The sequence below is a fragment of the Metabacillus idriensis genome, from assembly GCF_009674765.1.
In the GTDB taxonomy this organism is placed as follows: domain Bacteria; phylum Bacillota; class Bacilli; order Bacillales; family Bacillaceae; genus Bacillus_P; species Bacillus_P idriensis.
This window is the reverse complement of record NZ_WKKF01000001.1, coordinates 241,823-255,343: the sequence shown is the minus strand read 5'-3', so window position 1 is coordinate 255,343 and position 13,521 is coordinate 241,823. Positions and strand designations below refer to the sequence as shown.

The window sequence follows — 13,521 nt, the reverse complement described above, 5'->3', positions numbered from 1 at the left end:
TTTACGTCCCTTCACCGTTTTCTTTTATTTTAACAAATCATTTGATACTTTTGCTAATTTGCGATGCATAATCAATTCTTTTCCGGACATCATAATGAGTGTAGAGGAAAGCAGCTGTCACAGACATTCATTTCAAATGAGGTGTGTGTTAAAGACAGTTTATTTTAAGGAATCCATGAGTAAGTTAACATTGAAAAAAATGATGATCCATTACCATTTCGAGATGAGGTGTCTACGGGCCGTTACTTTTTGTAATAGATGCTCCTATATAAATTCATTTTTGAATGAGGTGTTCGTCAAAGACCGTTTACTGATTTGTTAAGAGTTTATCCTTTATGTGATTTTCTTAACTAGGAGATGGTTGCTTTGTACAATGTTAGTCAATTCACTCTTTTTTAACCTTCATTTCCAAGCAAATGAGGGAGATGACAAAGAGTTTTGCGAGCCTTATCTTTAAGCTGCGCCAGTTTGCTTTCCTCTTCAGGACAGGATGATCCTTGTGATCATCCTGTTTCTTTTTAAATGACTGTTTTCGCATAGATGTTGTTTTTGATTATAAATGTTGTCCGTTCATTTCCGCTCCAGGAACTTGCTTTCCGCGGGGAGCATGGGAGCCTCCTCGGCTTTGCCTGTGGGGTCTCCCATTTTGCTCTATTTCCCGCAGGAGTCAAGTTCCTTCCGCTGCAATCCACTTAAGTTTTTTTACATTTAGTCTTACGAAAAGGACCGCCCATTGATGTCTTGCTCCGGCAATTTAATCCTCCGTTTATTTATGGTAAAATACGGTTAAGATTCAGTTTAAATTGAGAAAGGGATGAAACATGATGAGCGGATGTATTTTCTGTAAAATTGTGAACGGTGAGATTCCAAGCGCTAAGGTTTTTGAAAACGAACATGTGGTAGCTTTTCTGGATATCAGTCAAGTGACAAAAGGACATACACTGGTTATTCCGAAAGTACATAAAGAAAATATTTACGAACTTACACCTGACATTGCCCGCAATGTTTTTGAAGTTGTTCCAAAAATCGCAAATTCGATAAAAAAACAATTCGAGCCAATCGGCATGAATATTCTTAATAATAACGGCGAAAAAGCCGGTCAATCAGTGTTTCACTATCATATTCACCTGATTCCGCGCTACGGAAAAGGCGATGGATTTGGGGCTGTATGGAAAACACATACAGAAGAATATACACCTGAAGACTTAAAGCAAATCTCATCTTCCATTCAAGAAGGCTTGCTCTAATCCCGCATTTTGCGGGTTTTTTTGTTGTTTTTACTATTTTTAAAAAATTCCGACTCTAAATCTCCTTTTCATGTTAGGATAATGAAATAGAAATTTAATCATTCAGCGCAACAAAGTAAGGAGTGTTAATTTCCCATGAAAAGAACGTATAACTTTAACGCAGGACCAGCTGCAATACCTCTTGCCGTTTTGGAGAAAGCGCAAAGCGAATTAGTTAATTTTAACGGAACAGGCATGTCAGTCATGGAGCTAAGTCACAGAAGCAAACCTTACGAAGAAGTTCACAGCCGCGCAGCTTCTTTATTAAAAGAGCTGATGGATATTCCAGAAGGGTATGAGGTGCTGTTCCTTCAAGGCGGTGCGAGCCTGCAGTTTGCCATGATTCCAATGAATTTTTTAAAAAGCGATTCTCCCGCCCATTTCATAATGAGCGGAGTATGGTCTGAAAAAGCACAATCAGAAGCAGGAAAAATAGGCAAAACGGCAATTATTGCCTCAACTAAAGAAGGTCGTTATACATATATTCCGAAAAGTTTTGAAGATCCAGCAGAAGGAAGCTATGTACACTTAACCTCAAATAATACAATATACGGCACGCAGTGGAAAACCTTCCCTACAACAAAACTGCCATTAATTGCTGACATGTCAAGCGACATCATGAGCAGGGAAATTGACGTCAGCCGTTTCTCGCTTATTTATGCAGGTGCTCAAAAAAACCTCGGCCCTTCAGGTGTAACTGTCGTAATTGTCAAAAGAGAAATGCTTGAGAATGCAAATGAGGGAATTCCTGCTATTTTAAAATACAGCACTCATTCAAAGCAGAAATCACTATACAATACACCTCCGACATTTGCGATTTACATGCTTTCCCTTGTACTGGAATGGATCAAGGAAACTGGCGGTTTAAAAGCAATGGAAGAACTGAATGACAAGAAAGCGAGCCTGCTTTATTCTTGCATCGATCAAAGCGGCGGATTTTATAAAGGGCATGCTGAAAAGGATAGCCGATCAGCAATGAATGTGACTTTCACTCTAAAAAATGAAGAGTTAACAAAGGCTTTTCTAAAAGAATCCATTGAAAAAGGCTTTTCAGGGCTAGCCGGACACCGGTCAATTGGCGGATGCAGGGCTTCCATTTATAATGCAGTGCCGCTCGAAGCGTGCGAGGCACTTGCTGAATTTATGACTGAATTTCAGAAAAAGCACGCATAATTTTTTTTACAAGGTCAGAAATACCTGTTATACTATTTTGTAAGTTCTCCTGCAATAAGACATAGGTCATTATTGGGGAGTTCCAAAAATAAGAGCTTAGTCTGAGGAGAGTTGAGAAATGAATACAAAAGTATTAGTTGTTTTATCTTTGTTTGTCGCAATGGGGCTTGCTTTACACGGAATTATCCCGCCATTTTTTAATGGGATGAAGCCGGATATGATGCTCACTATGATGTTCTTAGGCATCCTGCTGTTCCCTCACATTCGCAATGTGTTTTTACTTGGAGCGGTTACGGGCGTGCTGTCCGGAATAACTACCAGTTTTCCAGGCGGTCTTCTGCCAAATGTCATTGATAAATTTGTGACTGCATTTGTTTTTTATCTTTTAGTCATTGTAATTAAGAAATTTGCTGCATCAACTGCAGGAGCAGGAATCCTGACAGCGGTCGGCACACTGATTTCCGGTACTGTTTTTCTGACAGCCGCACTATTCATTGTCGGACTTCCAGGCGGTGCAGGTTTTACGGCGTTATTTATAGCAGTTGTTTTACCGGCAACAGCCCTTAATACCATCGCAATGGTTTTCATTTATCCGATCGTACAGACAATTATGAAGCGTTCAAACATTGTTGCTCAATAAAATAGAAAAAACCCGATCCTAGCCGGTCGGGTTTTTTGTGAAAATCTATGAAAAGGAAGCCTATTGGAAAGAATAGAATAAAATGCCGATCAGCAGTGCAAGTGTTCCGCCTCCTGCAAGCACAGCAGCTTTTTGGTGAACAACATGCTTAGGCGGATAGGATGCTGATTGCTGCGCTAGTTTGAGGTAATGAAAAGCACCTATAAAAAAAAGCAAGCTTATAATAAAAAATAGAAAGATGACGCCAGCCAAGCTCCTCCCCCCTTTTACTCATATCTATGCAAAGGCATCATAACCTATGAATAAAACAGCGTTTATCTATCCTCACAGGGGGTACTTATATAAGAAGGACTTTCCTGTTTATTGCTTTTAAAAAGTACATATAATTATTCTCAAATGGAGTGATACCTATGGCAAAAGGAAAATCATTAATGACTGGTCTTTTAGTCGGGAGCGTTATTGGAGGTCTAGCAACAATCCTCTCCGCCCCATCTTCCGGAAAAGATTTGCGCAGCCAGTTAAAACAAAATAAACAAAAATTAGAAGATATTTTAGTTCAGCTGAAAGATGACAGTGTCTCACTTAAAGATCAAGTGGTTAAAACCGCTCAAGAAAGTGCTGTAGTTTTAAAAGATGTAACATCAGATCTTCAAAAATCCATTCAGACCTGGCAGGAAGAAATTGAGCCTCATAAAAATGAGCTTCAAAAAGAAATTAATGAAATCGAACAGAAAATCAAAGAATTAGAACAAACTCTTAACAAATAGAATATTTTTGTAGACAAAGCAATTCACTTGTACGAGCGGCAGATTATCTCACATGCCGCTCTTTTTTTTTATCCAAAAAAACAACGCTTTTCCTATGCTTTTAAGATTTATTTAAAAATTTTGTAAATTTAATCTTTATTAATCTTTATTTTATTGGCATAATAGAATATAAGAGCAAAAGAGAAAAAGTAGGTGACTGGGGATGAAACGTAACGAACAGGATTATTCTATAAAAGAAGCGCTTTTATTCAGCCAGAGAATCGCGCAGCTCAGCAAAGCTTTGTGGAAATCCATCGAAAAAGACTGGCAGCAATGGATAAAGCCCTATGATTTGAATATCAATGAGCATCACATCTTATGGATTGCTTATCATTTAAAGGGTGCTTCGATTTCAGAGATTGCTAAATTTGGAGTGATGCATGTATCAACTGCATTCAACTTTTCAAAGAAGCTTGAAGAGAGAGGCTACCTCGAGTTTTCGAAAAAGCAGAATGACAAACGCAATACGTACATTCAGCTGACGGAACAGGGCGAAGAAATTTTGCTGAAGCTTTTAGAAGACTATGATCCAAGCAGAAACGCTGTGTTTAAAGGCGCTCTGCCGCTTCAAAATTTGTATGGGAAATTCCCTGAAATTATGGAAATGATGTGTATCATACGAAACATATACGGAGATGACTTTATGGAGATCTTCGAACATTCCTTTACGAATATTGAGAAGGAATTTGTTGAGGAAAACCGGAAGCTTAAAAAACGGGAAGAACCTGCTGCTGAAACGGCTTCAGCTATTTCCGAATAATTTTTTTGAATTCTGTCATCAGCGGCACATACATTCCCTGCTTATGCAAGGCAAGAATCGTATCATTAACTGGAAGCTTATGGTTCAGCTGTCCGGCGAAAAGAGTAAGGAGACTCATGTAATCGAGGAGTCCTTGCTCTTTTTGTTCTGCAAGCATTTTCTCAAGCTCTGCGCAAATGCGGTGAATGTCCTCAATTTCTTCAGCAGATAAACCTGTATTCATGACAGACAGATAAAAAGGGTATTGATCCGCGTCGGCCATCTTTACAAGCAACCTCTGGTAGTACTCCAAATTTGCTATTCGTTTTTCCAAGGATTCCACTAAGGTTCACTTCTTTCATTCTTCTTCGTTTATTTATTTTAAATCATTCTTCCCTTTTTCGAAAGTTTCTTATTTTGTAAAACTTTACTTATTTCATTTTAACCGTTTACACGTGAAATTTCATATTGCTTTTTCCAACTGAACATCGTAAAGTATGTAAGGACTTGACCAATCATGCATCTGCATGAACATTTATAACTTTCGGACGGTGATTGAAATGAATTGCTGGAAAACCATTAATCTTTCAAAAGATTATGGATTCCATAGACTTTTTATAGTCTCTGTATTAACGATGATGATTACCTTTATTACCATATATTTACCGCTTGTGGTCGTTTTTCCTTCTATCCATTTGAAAGAAGATCATTTTTTCTTATTGCTTCTGTTTATCATATGCATCGTGCCATGTCACAAACTGCTTCATGCTATGCCTTTATGGATGTATGGTTACCGCGTTTCCCTTAAACTGAAGTTCCAGTCATACATGCCGATTCTTTTTTTGAAAACAAACTGCAATGTAAGCAAAGCAAGTATGACGCTTTCGCTTCTTACACCTTTTATTATTGTCACGGCGGTCATGACCGCAGGACTCATGCATTTCCCTGCATATTTGCACTACTTTTGCCTGGGAATCGCCTTTCATACCGGCTTATGTGTGACTGATTTTATTTTTTTGAGCCAGCTTTCCAAAGCGCCGAAAGCATGTTTTATTGAAGAAGCCGATGAAAGCTTTGAAATTCTGTTTCAAAAGTATTAGAAAAAATACTGTGCATATTGCATGGGTGCTGATTCATAATGAATATGATAAACTACTATAAATTAGAAAAGCGCAAGCGCCCGTTTAGCGCAGGCATGACAGATAAGGATCCGACAAAAAAGGCGCTTTTTGCCAATACTTTCGGATCCGTTCTGGCCGAGGAGCCTGAGCGATTCCGCTCGCCATCGAAGCACAAAATTTTATACTTTGTTATCTTTTAAGAAAAGTCTCTCATTCAGGAGAAGCTTTTCTTTTGCTATTTATTAGGAGTCATTGCTATCTTTTTCATCATTTTTTTGGTAATGTAATATGTATCAGTGAGGAGAGGGGGAATCTCATATGATAGCTTTTTTCATTTTGTTTGCCGTGTTCATTTTGTTCTATATAAATAAATTGACCAATACGCTGTGCCTGGTGCGAGAGATTCCTGAAGACCGTCAAACAAAAGTATTCCGGACAATCAACGTCCTGATTACCATTTTATTAGTTTCTTCATACATAGAAATCTTATTTACGTAGATTTCACCATTATAAAAGCTGCGTGCAAACATCCGCACACAGCTTATACAATCAAAGCTGACAGGTTTACCTGTCAGCTATGTTTATTTTTGCCTATAGCCAAGCAGCACCAACAATGATCAATAAGATGAACAAAACAACGATTAACGCGAAGCCTCCAGCGTATCCTCCCATAATGACACCTCCTTTTATGCGTCGGTAAGTTATTGTATGCACGATCATCATGTAACGAATAGGCATTTATCATTTGTCTAAAGCATTCTTTTTTATAATCTTAGCCCTCATTGCTCCCTAACAAATGTAAGAAGCACCAATAATGATCAACAAAATAAACAGCACAACTAGTAATGCAAAACCGTTTGAGTATCCTCCACTCATGTTAAAACCTCCCTTATCGGCGTTCCATACATCATATGGACGCTTTCTCATTTTGACCTAGACGAATGCCCTGATTACCCTAGTCCTATTGCAAAACTTTTTAGTTCATGGCACAATGTGGTATAGTGTTCCAATTATTAGGCAGTCTTTAAATTAAACAGAAGTAGGAGTTGTATCAGATGAAAAGATTTGCTCTTGCATTAGCAGCAGCATCAAGTGTTTTGGCGCTAGGCGCATGCAGCAATAATGACAGCGGTTCCGAGGTCATTGCTGAAACGAAAGCAGGCAATGTAACAAAAGACGAATTTTATGAAGCAATGAAAGACCGCTTCGGAAAAGATGTTTTAACAGAGCTTGTACATGAAAGAGTTTTAAGCAAAGAGTACAAAGTTTCTGACGAAGAAGTTAACAAAGAAATTGACAACTTAACTCAGCAATACGGGCCTCAATTTGAAGCAGTCATTCAGCAGCAAGGTGAAAAGACTGTTAAAGATATGGTAAAAGTCGATCTGCTTCGCAAAAAAGCAGCTGAAAAAGAAGTGAAAGTTACAGAAGAAGATACAAAACAATACTACGAAAGCCTAAAAGGCAAAGTACAGGCAAGCCACATCCTTGTTGAAGATGAAAAAACAGCAAAAGAAATTAAAGCCCGACTTGATAAAGGTGAAAAGTTTGAGGATTTAGCAAAGGAAGCTTCTAAAGATCCATCAGGACAAAACGGCGGAGATTTAGGCTGGTTCGGCGAGGGACAAATGGTTCCTGAATTCGAAAAAGCAGCATTTGCTCTTAAAGAAGGCGAAGTAAGCGAGCCTGTAAAATCTGAATTCGGCTATCACATCATTAAAGTAACAAAAACAGTGAAGCCGTATGAAGAAATGAAAAAAGAACTTGAAGCAGATGTTAAAAAACAAAAGACAAGCCAGCCTGATGCTGTTCAGGGAGCATTGGACAAAGCTCTTAAAGAAGCAGATGTAAAGGTGAAAGACAAAGAATTAGAAGATACTTTCAAAGCGCCAGCAGCTCCTGCAGCTCCTGCTGAAGGACAATAAACAGCAAAACTCCCCCATTTTTATTTAAATGGGGGAGTTTTTTACATTTCATCATCTTGATTTTTTCTGCGGATCTCACGTTCTTTAAGCATTCTTTCAATATAAACATTGCCCTCTTTTTCTATATACGCCTCCTCAACAATCTTCTCTTTCCTTGTTGTTGAAAAAGCCATGTAACCGCTGTATAAAATCCCAAGTATGCAGAGGTAAACCCACCACGGCAGCAAGATCATTCCCGCTTCCCCCTTTTCATTGACAAGCCCTTTACTGCACTATATGAGCTTGTTTCATGATTTATACATCTAATTTTGAGATCTTAAACAGCCAATTTAAGCATTTTACTATAAGTCTCTTTTTGTAAAGTTTGTTGCTTTTAGAATATATATATCTATAGTGATTACAGCGGAAGGCACTTGACTCCTGCGGCCAGCGGAAAGCAAGTGCCTGCTGCGGAGATCCACGGATGTATGGATAACCAAAAACAACAATCAATTCGAAAAAAGCCTTCCATTTCAAAATGGAAGACTTCAATATTATTGATGAAACGCAGGTTTATAAAACGATCGATTATCCAGTGCAAAAACACGTTCCGTATACTCGCCCGGCTTCACTCGCTCTAGAGCACGGTCAAGCATGTTCATTTTCGCATCGAGATTATCAATATAATGCAAGATTTCGGCTTCTTTGATCAGCGGAGGCTTAGGGCTTCCCCACTCTGCTTTTCCATGATGACTGAGGACTAGGTGCTGAAGAATAACGATTTCTTCACCCTCAATACCTAAATGTTCGGCTGCTTTGGCAATTTCATTTACCATGATGGAAATATGGCCGATCAGGTTTCCTTCTACTGTATAAGTAGTACCGATAGGTCCTGAGAGTTCAGTTACCTTCCCAAGATCGTGCAGAATGACTCCTGCATAAAGCAAATCCGTATCAAGACTTGGATATAAAGCTGAAATGGACTTTGCTAAATCAAGCATGGAAACAACATGATAAGCTAATCCGGAAACAAATTCGTGATGATTTTTTGTTGCAGCCGGATATTCAAGGAATTCACTTTGATGCTTTTTCATGAGATACCTTGTTACGCGCTGAATGTTTGGGTTTTTCATTTCGAAAATATATTGTGTGACTTTTTCCATCATTTCTTCTTGTCCGATCGGAGCTGTTTCAAGAAAATCAGAAATTTTCACGTTATCTGTGCTCGAGGCAGTTCGGATATTGCGGATTTTAAGCTGATTACGTCCGCGGTAATGATGAATATCACCATATATCTTAACAATGCTTTGTGAACTGTAGGATACCTCATCTTCTGGACCCGCATCCCATAGCTTTGCTTCAATCTCACCTGATTGATCCTGAAGAATTAATGTTAAAAATGGTTTTCCGTTACTGGCTATACCCTTAGTCGATGATTTCACCAGCAGAAAAACATCTGCTTGCTCGCCTACCTCGTAATGATTAATTCCTTTTGTCATCATTAAAACGGTCCCTCCCAAATTGCCTCATTATCCTGAGTATAGCATAATTTCCATCTATTTTTCCTGCCTTCAGCTATGCTGACACATCTGCATAGTGTCTCCTTGAAATCCACACCTTCGTTGAAATCAGTGCAGAAAGCATGACCGCTGCACCAATATAATAAGGAAGGTTGATTTGATATTCAAAAACGTAACCCGCCAAAATGGGGCCTGCTACATTTCCAAGACTCATAAAAGAATTATTAAGCCCCATTACCATACCTTGCTTGCTTCCTGCTAATTTTGAGATAAACGTATTTAAAGAAGGTCTCAAAATAGAATTTCCTAAAAAGAAGATAGAGGTTGTCAATAAAACTGTGGCGAAAGAATTCGCAAATGTCATGATGACAAACCCAAATGAACTCAGCAAAAGAGCAGAGGTCACAACCCGTTCATCCCCGAATTTAGCCACAAGCCTTCCAACAACAGCTCCTTGTGTAATCGTTCCTACAATCCCTGTTATAAGAATGATCAGACCGACTTGCTGCGGCCCGTAACCAAAGCGCTCTAACGTATAGAAACCAAAGATCGCCTGAAAAATGGTTAGTGCAAAACTCATCATAAAGACAAGGATCAGCAAAAAGCCAACAGGACTTTGAAGAGCTTTTTTGATTAAGACAAATTGATTTTCACGTTTTTCATTTTCAGCAATGGTTTTCTCCATCGCTTCTTTTGACAAGGACTCCGGCAAAACGAAGACCGATACAATTCCAGCCAGTGATGCTGCAATACCAGCAAATAGAAATGGGAAAGAAAGACTAAATTCAGCTAGCCAGCCGCCGATTCCCGGGCCAACTACAATGCCGAGGCCCATTGCAGCCCCTAAATAACCCATCCCTTGCCCGCGTTTTTCAGGTGTGGTTACATCAGAAACGTATGCCATTGCGCTAGGCATAATCGCAGCACCGAATATACCTGCAATCATCCTTGATAAAAACAGCATCCATAAATCCGTTGCAAAAGCGAAAATAAATTCAGCTATCGCAAAACCAAACAGCCCAAGCGTTATCAGCGGTTTCCTGCCAATTCTGTCAGATAACCGCCCCCATATCGGAGCGAAAAAAAACTGCATGAATGCAAATACAGCTACCAGAAATCCAAGTGTTGCTGCATCTGCTCCGAATTTTTCAACATAAAACGGCAGAATCGGGATGACTAAGCCGATACCCACCATAATTATAAATAAGTTAAAGCTCAGTAAAAAGAGCGGTTTGCCAAGCGGCTTTTTCTCATGTGTCGTTTGCTGCATGCCTTACTTCCTTTCAGGTACCTTTCGTCAGTTCATTTTACAATAATCTCTGTCCAATAGATACTTGTTTTGCAGCTTGCTCCTTAGCTTTTAAATCAAGAATTTGTTCTTCTTTAAACAGCGGCAGAAGATGCTCCTGGCAAGTAAAGAAAATAATTTGATGCTGCTTTGAAAATTCATCAAGCAATGACAGCACTTGTTTCGTCCGGTCAAAATCAAAATTCACAAAACCATCATCAATAATAATCGGCAGGCCCTGTTCAGTGCTCAAATGACGGGCAAGAGACAGCCTCAGTGAAATATATAATTGTTCTGCTGTTGCCTGAGAAAGCTCATTTGCTGCAAACCGGTTTCCATCAGCTCTTTCTGCAAGTAATGTTTGTTCTGAATCAGGCAGAAAGATTTTTCTGTATTGATGATTCGTCATGATCGAAAAAAAGTGCTCAGCTTCCTCCAATACTTTTGGAAGTCTGACCGATCGGTTAAATTCCACCGTTTTATTGAGCATGTTTTTCGCGGCTGCGAGCACGGCCCACTTGTGCGCAAGCTGCTTTACTGCACCTTTTTCAAGCTCATACTTCTGTTTTAGTTCTGAGTAAAGTCCAGATCCCTCAATATTTTGAAGTGCAGCCGCAAGCTCTGAGAGCCTCCTTTGCATGCTGCTTTCCTGTTCAATTTCCGCTTTAAGCTCTTTATCACATAAAAGCTTTTCTTCTTTATAATCAATCAGAAAATCCAGCTTTCCATCTTTGAGCAAATGCTTTTTAGCCTGGAGCTGCTGCTGAATCCATTTTAATTTTTGCTCTAATGATCTTCTGTTGTTCGCTTCCTCTGCCTTATTACGGAACTCTTCGGCATCAGCTGAATTGGATAAATGGAAAAGCTCTTTTTTCTTCTCAGAAAGAAGGCTGAGATCTGCTTCAATTTTTCCTAATCGATGTTCGGCATCGGCGATTTTTTCTAAAAACATAAGCTGCCTGCTCTTCTTTTCCATTGAATCTTGGAAAGCAGCAGACAAATTCCTCATTCCTTCATTCAAATCAGTCTTTTGGTCAAATCCGCATTTTTCACATACACGTTCAAGCTGTTTTTCATAAGCAGAAAGTGCCGAAGTAAGCTCTGCAAGTTTCGCTTCAATTTGAGAGCACTCTCGAATATCTTTCTGGAGCTGAAACAATGTTTGCAGAAGATCAGGCAGGGCGAGAGGCGAGAATTCACTGCTCATCCTTAAATCACTGTACGCTTTTTTAGCTTTTCGGTTTAATTGATAAAGGTCCTCTTCCCATTCATCAAAACCGCTGACTGTGCGGTGATAAGCTCTTTCATTCTGTGTAAATGTCACTTGCTCAAGCTCATGAGATCTCATCAGCTGTTCATCCTTCCACAGGATGCCCCTGAGCTCTTCTGTATCTGTATAACCTTGACCTCTTGACTGTTCAAGCTGACGTTTTAATTCATCCTGTTTGTCACGTAAATGAATCAGAAATGCGTCTTCTCCTTTATCATTTTGGAAAATAAAAAAGAAAACGAGGACAATCAAGCCTAATAGAAACAGCAAGATGAGCCATTGCTGCTCATAGATAATCCAGCCGGAACACAAAATAAGCAGAACAGCCGCAGCTGCTTTCATTATGTTCATTTGATTCTTTTTTGATTGGTTCGTCTTGATTTGTTCGTTTATTTTCTTTTCATTGCTCCGATATTCATCTTCTGCTCTTTTTTCATCCAGCACTTGCTGCTGCATGGCTTCCTGCTGTTTTAGCTTTTCTTCTAGAAGCTTTCTTTCTTCTGCACCAAGCAGCCCTTTTGCGTAATCTGTTAATCTGTTTTCGCTTTCCTCCAGATTTTCTTTCGCCCGTTCAAACTGCTGATCGAGGAGCTGCTTTCTTTGCTGCAGCTGCTGATAGTCCGACACGATTTCTCTTATTTCTTCTTTGGCTGTTATAGAGGTGTTTATTGAAAGGACAGACTCATCATCTAAATCTACCGCAAAAAGCCGCTCTTTTTCTTCTGAAATTTTTCTTGAAAGTGCCCCGTACTTCAAACTGTACTGCTGATGCTGATCTTTTTTCGCATGATAGGCGGAGTTTGTCTCCCTGAGATGCTCGATTTCAGCTTGATGCGAAAGAATCGATTCATTGACACTCATTTGATGTATTGCTTGCTGATGATCTTCTAGCGATCTTACTAGAGACCGCTTTTCAGATAGCAATGGCTCTTCCTTCGCTTCAATCTCATCCATGCGCTTTAATCCATCTGCAGGAAATGACTGGTTTGTCTTTGTTAATTCAGAAAGGATCGACTCTTCTTCAATCCATAATGGTAGAGCATCGATGATTTCAGCAAGCCTTCTTGATTTTGCTTCAAGCCAAGACTTGCTTTCTGCTTTTGCCATTAGCTGTCGTTCAATCATTTCTTTTTCCTTCATAAGTTCCGCGTAAGGCTGAATCTGTTCTTTTGCTTTCAGCATGTCAGAATGAAGGGTCTTCAGTCTGCTTAGTGCTGCATTGATTTCTGGTTTTTTTCCGTTAGGCTTATAGAGCAGTTCTTGTTTTTTCAAAAGTTGATTTTCCGTCTGCAAGAGAGCATCTGTCCCAAGCAATCCCGATGACAATAAAAACTTTCCGAGTTCATCAGCACTAACTTTGCTTACCTGCTGTATACCGTGGATATCAAATGAAAAAATAGACTTATACATCGATTTATCAAAGTGAGACAGCATTTGATCAAGAATTTCCCGGCTGCCTGTTTCTCCATTTTCAAAGTACAGCGTAACCTCACCTGTTGCTTTTCCCGGCAATCTCTCAATTTTGACCTTTCCATATTGTTCGGTATCAACAATCAGAGCTCCGCCGTATGTTTTCACTTGCTTTGGTTCATACCTGTTTTCATGTTGAATTTTTGCAGGAAATCCAAATAGGATACTTTGAATGAATGACATAATCGTAGATTTCCCTGCTTCATTTTTCCCGTAAATCACTTGAAAGGCATGGGGATTAAGGGTGAAATTCATGTGATTAAATTGTCCATACCCATAGATATTCAGTTCAATGATTTTCATT

General features: G+C 39.3%; 17 protein-coding genes. 9 read left to right on the top strand and 8 right to left on the bottom strand.

The window, feature by feature from the left end:
• Window positions 1-824 precede the first annotated feature (824 nt).
• From GJU41_RS01325 to GJU41_RS01315, 3 genes are all read left to right on the top strand, one after another.
• Window positions 825-1,247: an HIT family protein gene (locus tag GJU41_RS01325; protein WP_070879408.1), complete on the top strand. Its 423-nt coding sequence runs from the start codon at window positions 825-827 to the stop codon at window positions 1,245-1,247.
• A 135-nt stretch (window positions 1,248-1,382) separates the two neighbouring features.
• Window positions 1,383-2,459, top strand: coding sequence for a 3-phosphoserine/phosphohydroxythreonine transaminase (gene serC, locus GJU41_RS01320; RefSeq protein WP_154317867.1), 1,077 nt, complete (start codon window positions 1,383-1,385; stop codon window positions 2,457-2,459).
• Window positions 2,460-2,577: 118 nt separating this feature from the next.
• Window positions 2,578-3,099: a tryptophan transporter gene (locus GJU41_RS01315; RefSeq protein ID WP_070879403.1), complete on the top strand. Its 522-nt coding sequence runs from the start codon at window positions 2,578-2,580 to the stop codon at window positions 3,097-3,099.
• 60 nt (window positions 3,100-3,159) lie between these two features.
• On the opposite strand, the gene yhzF is transcribed toward GJU41_RS01315, so the two are convergent.
• Window positions 3,160-3,351: a membrane protein YhzF gene (gene yhzF / locus GJU41_RS01310; protein ID WP_070879402.1), complete on the bottom strand. Its 192-nt coding sequence runs from the start codon at window positions 3,349-3,351 to the stop codon at window positions 3,160-3,162.
• Between the two features lie 158 nt (window positions 3,352-3,509).
• On the opposite strand from yhzF, the gene GJU41_RS01305 reads away from it, so the two are divergent.
• Entirely contained in the window at window positions 3,510-3,866 is a 357-nt protein-coding gene (locus tag GJU41_RS01305) for a YtxH domain-containing protein (RefSeq protein WP_070879401.1), read from the top strand.
• 202 nt (window positions 3,867-4,068) lie between these two features.
• Window positions 4,069-4,665, top strand: coding sequence for an HTH-type transcriptional regulator Hpr (locus GJU41_RS01300; protein WP_175443557.1), 597 nt, complete (start codon window positions 4,069-4,071; stop codon window positions 4,663-4,665).
• On the opposite strand, the gene GJU41_RS01295 is transcribed toward GJU41_RS01300, so the two are convergent.
• Window positions 4,652-4,927, bottom strand: a complete 276-nt coding sequence (locus GJU41_RS01295) for a DUF1878 family protein (RefSeq protein ID WP_249042892.1) — start codon at window positions 4,925-4,927, stop codon at window positions 4,652-4,654. The two genes, GJU41_RS01300 and GJU41_RS01295, sit on opposite strands and share 14 nt — an antisense overlap.
• Window positions 4,928-5,204: 277 nt before the next feature.
• Here GJU41_RS01295 and GJU41_RS01290 point away from each other — a divergent pair, with 277 nt between their 5' ends.
• From GJU41_RS01290 to GJU41_RS01280, 3 genes are all read left to right on the top strand, one after another.
• Complete coding sequence (locus tag GJU41_RS01290) at window positions 5,205-5,744, top strand: DUF3267 domain-containing protein (RefSeq protein ID WP_070879398.1); 540 nt, start codon at window positions 5,205-5,207, stop codon at window positions 5,742-5,744.
• 38 nt (window positions 5,745-5,782) lie between these two features.
• Complete coding sequence (locus tag GJU41_RS01285) at window positions 5,783-5,965, top strand: hypothetical protein (protein WP_154317866.1); 183 nt, start codon at window positions 5,783-5,785, stop codon at window positions 5,963-5,965.
• A gap of 118 nt (window positions 5,966-6,083) precedes the next feature.
• The gene (locus GJU41_RS01280) at window positions 6,084-6,263 is read left to right on the top strand and encodes a hypothetical protein (RefSeq protein ID WP_070879396.1); all 180 of its coding nucleotides are present in this window, start codon (window positions 6,084-6,086) and stop codon (window positions 6,261-6,263) included.
• 93 nt (window positions 6,264-6,356) lie between these two features.
• On the opposite strand, the gene GJU41_RS01275 is transcribed toward GJU41_RS01280, so the two are convergent.
• Both GJU41_RS01275 and GJU41_RS01270 read right to left on the bottom strand, forming a co-directional pair.
• Complete coding sequence (locus GJU41_RS01275) at window positions 6,357-6,437, bottom strand: YjcZ family sporulation protein (protein WP_101567585.1); 81 nt, start codon at window positions 6,435-6,437, stop codon at window positions 6,357-6,359.
• Window positions 6,438-6,554: 117 nt separating this feature from the next.
• A complete protein-coding gene (locus GJU41_RS01270) occupies window positions 6,555-6,641 on the bottom strand; it encodes a YjcZ family sporulation protein (RefSeq protein WP_083328378.1) in 87 nt (28 codons plus the stop codon).
• A gap of 179 nt (window positions 6,642-6,820) precedes the next feature.
• Here GJU41_RS01270 and GJU41_RS01265 point away from each other — a divergent pair, with 179 nt between their 5' ends.
• Complete coding sequence (locus GJU41_RS01265) at window positions 6,821-7,690, top strand: peptidylprolyl isomerase (protein WP_070879395.1); 870 nt, start codon at window positions 6,821-6,823, stop codon at window positions 7,688-7,690.
• Window positions 7,691-7,731: 41 nt separating this feature from the next.
• Here GJU41_RS01265 and GJU41_RS01260 read toward each other — a convergent pair whose 3' ends face one another.
• The 4 genes from GJU41_RS01260 to GJU41_RS01245 form a co-directional block, all read right to left on the bottom strand.
• The gene (locus GJU41_RS01260) at window positions 7,732-7,923 is read right to left on the bottom strand and encodes a sporulation YhaL family protein (RefSeq protein WP_070879394.1); all 192 of its coding nucleotides are present in this window, start codon (window positions 7,921-7,923) and stop codon (window positions 7,732-7,734) included.
• A gap of 300 nt (window positions 7,924-8,223) precedes the next feature.
• Entirely contained in the window at window positions 8,224-9,168 is a 945-nt protein-coding gene (gene yhaM / locus GJU41_RS01255) for a 3'-5' exoribonuclease YhaM (protein ID WP_070879407.1), read from the bottom strand.
• Window positions 9,169-9,244: 76 nt separating this feature from the next.
• Complete coding sequence (locus GJU41_RS01250; protein WP_154317865.1) at window positions 9,245-10,459, bottom strand: MFS transporter; 1,215 nt, start codon at window positions 10,457-10,459, stop codon at window positions 9,245-9,247.
• A gap of 37 nt (window positions 10,460-10,496) precedes the next feature.
• On the bottom strand, window positions 10,497-13,520 hold the full coding sequence (locus GJU41_RS01245) for an ATP-binding protein (protein WP_070879392.1): 3,024 nt from the start codon (window positions 13,518-13,520) through the stop codon (window positions 10,497-10,499).
• Window position 13,521: the final 1 nt, after the last annotated feature.

Bases quoted from the DNA above. Each gene is read 5' to 3' on its own strand.
- GJU41_RS01325 (WP_070879408.1), top strand. From the start codon at position 825: ATGAGCGGATGTATTTTCTGTAAAATTGTGAACGGTGAGATTCCAAGC.
- serC (WP_154317867.1), top strand. From the start codon at position 1,383: ATGAAAAGAACGTATAACTTTAACGCAGGACCAGCTGCAATACCTCTT.
- GJU41_RS01315 (WP_070879403.1), top strand. From the start codon at position 2,578: ATGAATACAAAAGTATTAGTTGTTTTATCTTTGTTTGTCGCAATGGGG.
- GJU41_RS01305 (WP_070879401.1), top strand. From the start codon at position 3,510: ATGGCAAAAGGAAAATCATTAATGACTGGTCTTTTAGTCGGGAGCGTT.
- GJU41_RS01300 (WP_175443557.1), top strand. From the start codon at position 4,069: ATGAAACGTAACGAACAGGATTATTCTATAAAAGAAGCGCTTTTATTC.
- GJU41_RS01295 (WP_249042892.1), bottom strand. From the start codon at position 4,927: ATGGCCGACGCGGATCAATACCCTTTTTATCTGTCTGTCATGAATACA.
- GJU41_RS01290 (WP_070879398.1), top strand. From the start codon at position 5,205: ATGAATTGCTGGAAAACCATTAATCTTTCAAAAGATTATGGATTCCAT.
- GJU41_RS01285 (WP_154317866.1), top strand. From the start codon at position 5,783: ATGAATATGATAAACTACTATAAATTAGAAAAGCGCAAGCGCCCGTTT.
- GJU41_RS01280 (WP_070879396.1), top strand. From the start codon at position 6,084: ATGATAGCTTTTTTCATTTTGTTTGCCGTGTTCATTTTGTTCTATATA.
- GJU41_RS01275 (WP_101567585.1), bottom strand. From the start codon at position 6,437: ATGGGAGGATACGCTGGAGGCTTCGCGTTAATCGTTGTTTTGTTCATC.
- GJU41_RS01270 (WP_083328378.1), bottom strand. From the start codon at position 6,641: ATGAGTGGAGGATACTCAAACGGTTTTGCATTACTAGTTGTGCTGTTT.
- GJU41_RS01265 (WP_070879395.1), top strand. From the start codon at position 6,821: ATGAAAAGATTTGCTCTTGCATTAGCAGCAGCATCAAGTGTTTTGGCG.
- GJU41_RS01260 (WP_070879394.1), bottom strand. From the start codon at position 7,923: ATGATCTTGCTGCCGTGGTGGGTTTACCTCTGCATACTTGGGATTTTA.
- yhaM (WP_070879407.1), bottom strand. From the start codon at position 9,168: ATGACAAAAGGAATTAATCATTACGAGGTAGGCGAGCAAGCAGATGTT.
- GJU41_RS01250 (WP_154317865.1), bottom strand. From the start codon at position 10,459: ATGCAGCAAACGACACATGAGAAAAAGCCGCTTGGCAAACCGCTCTTT.
- GJU41_RS01245 (WP_070879392.1), bottom strand. From the start codon at position 13,520: ATGAAAATCATTGAACTGAATATCTATGGGTATGGACAATTTAATCAC.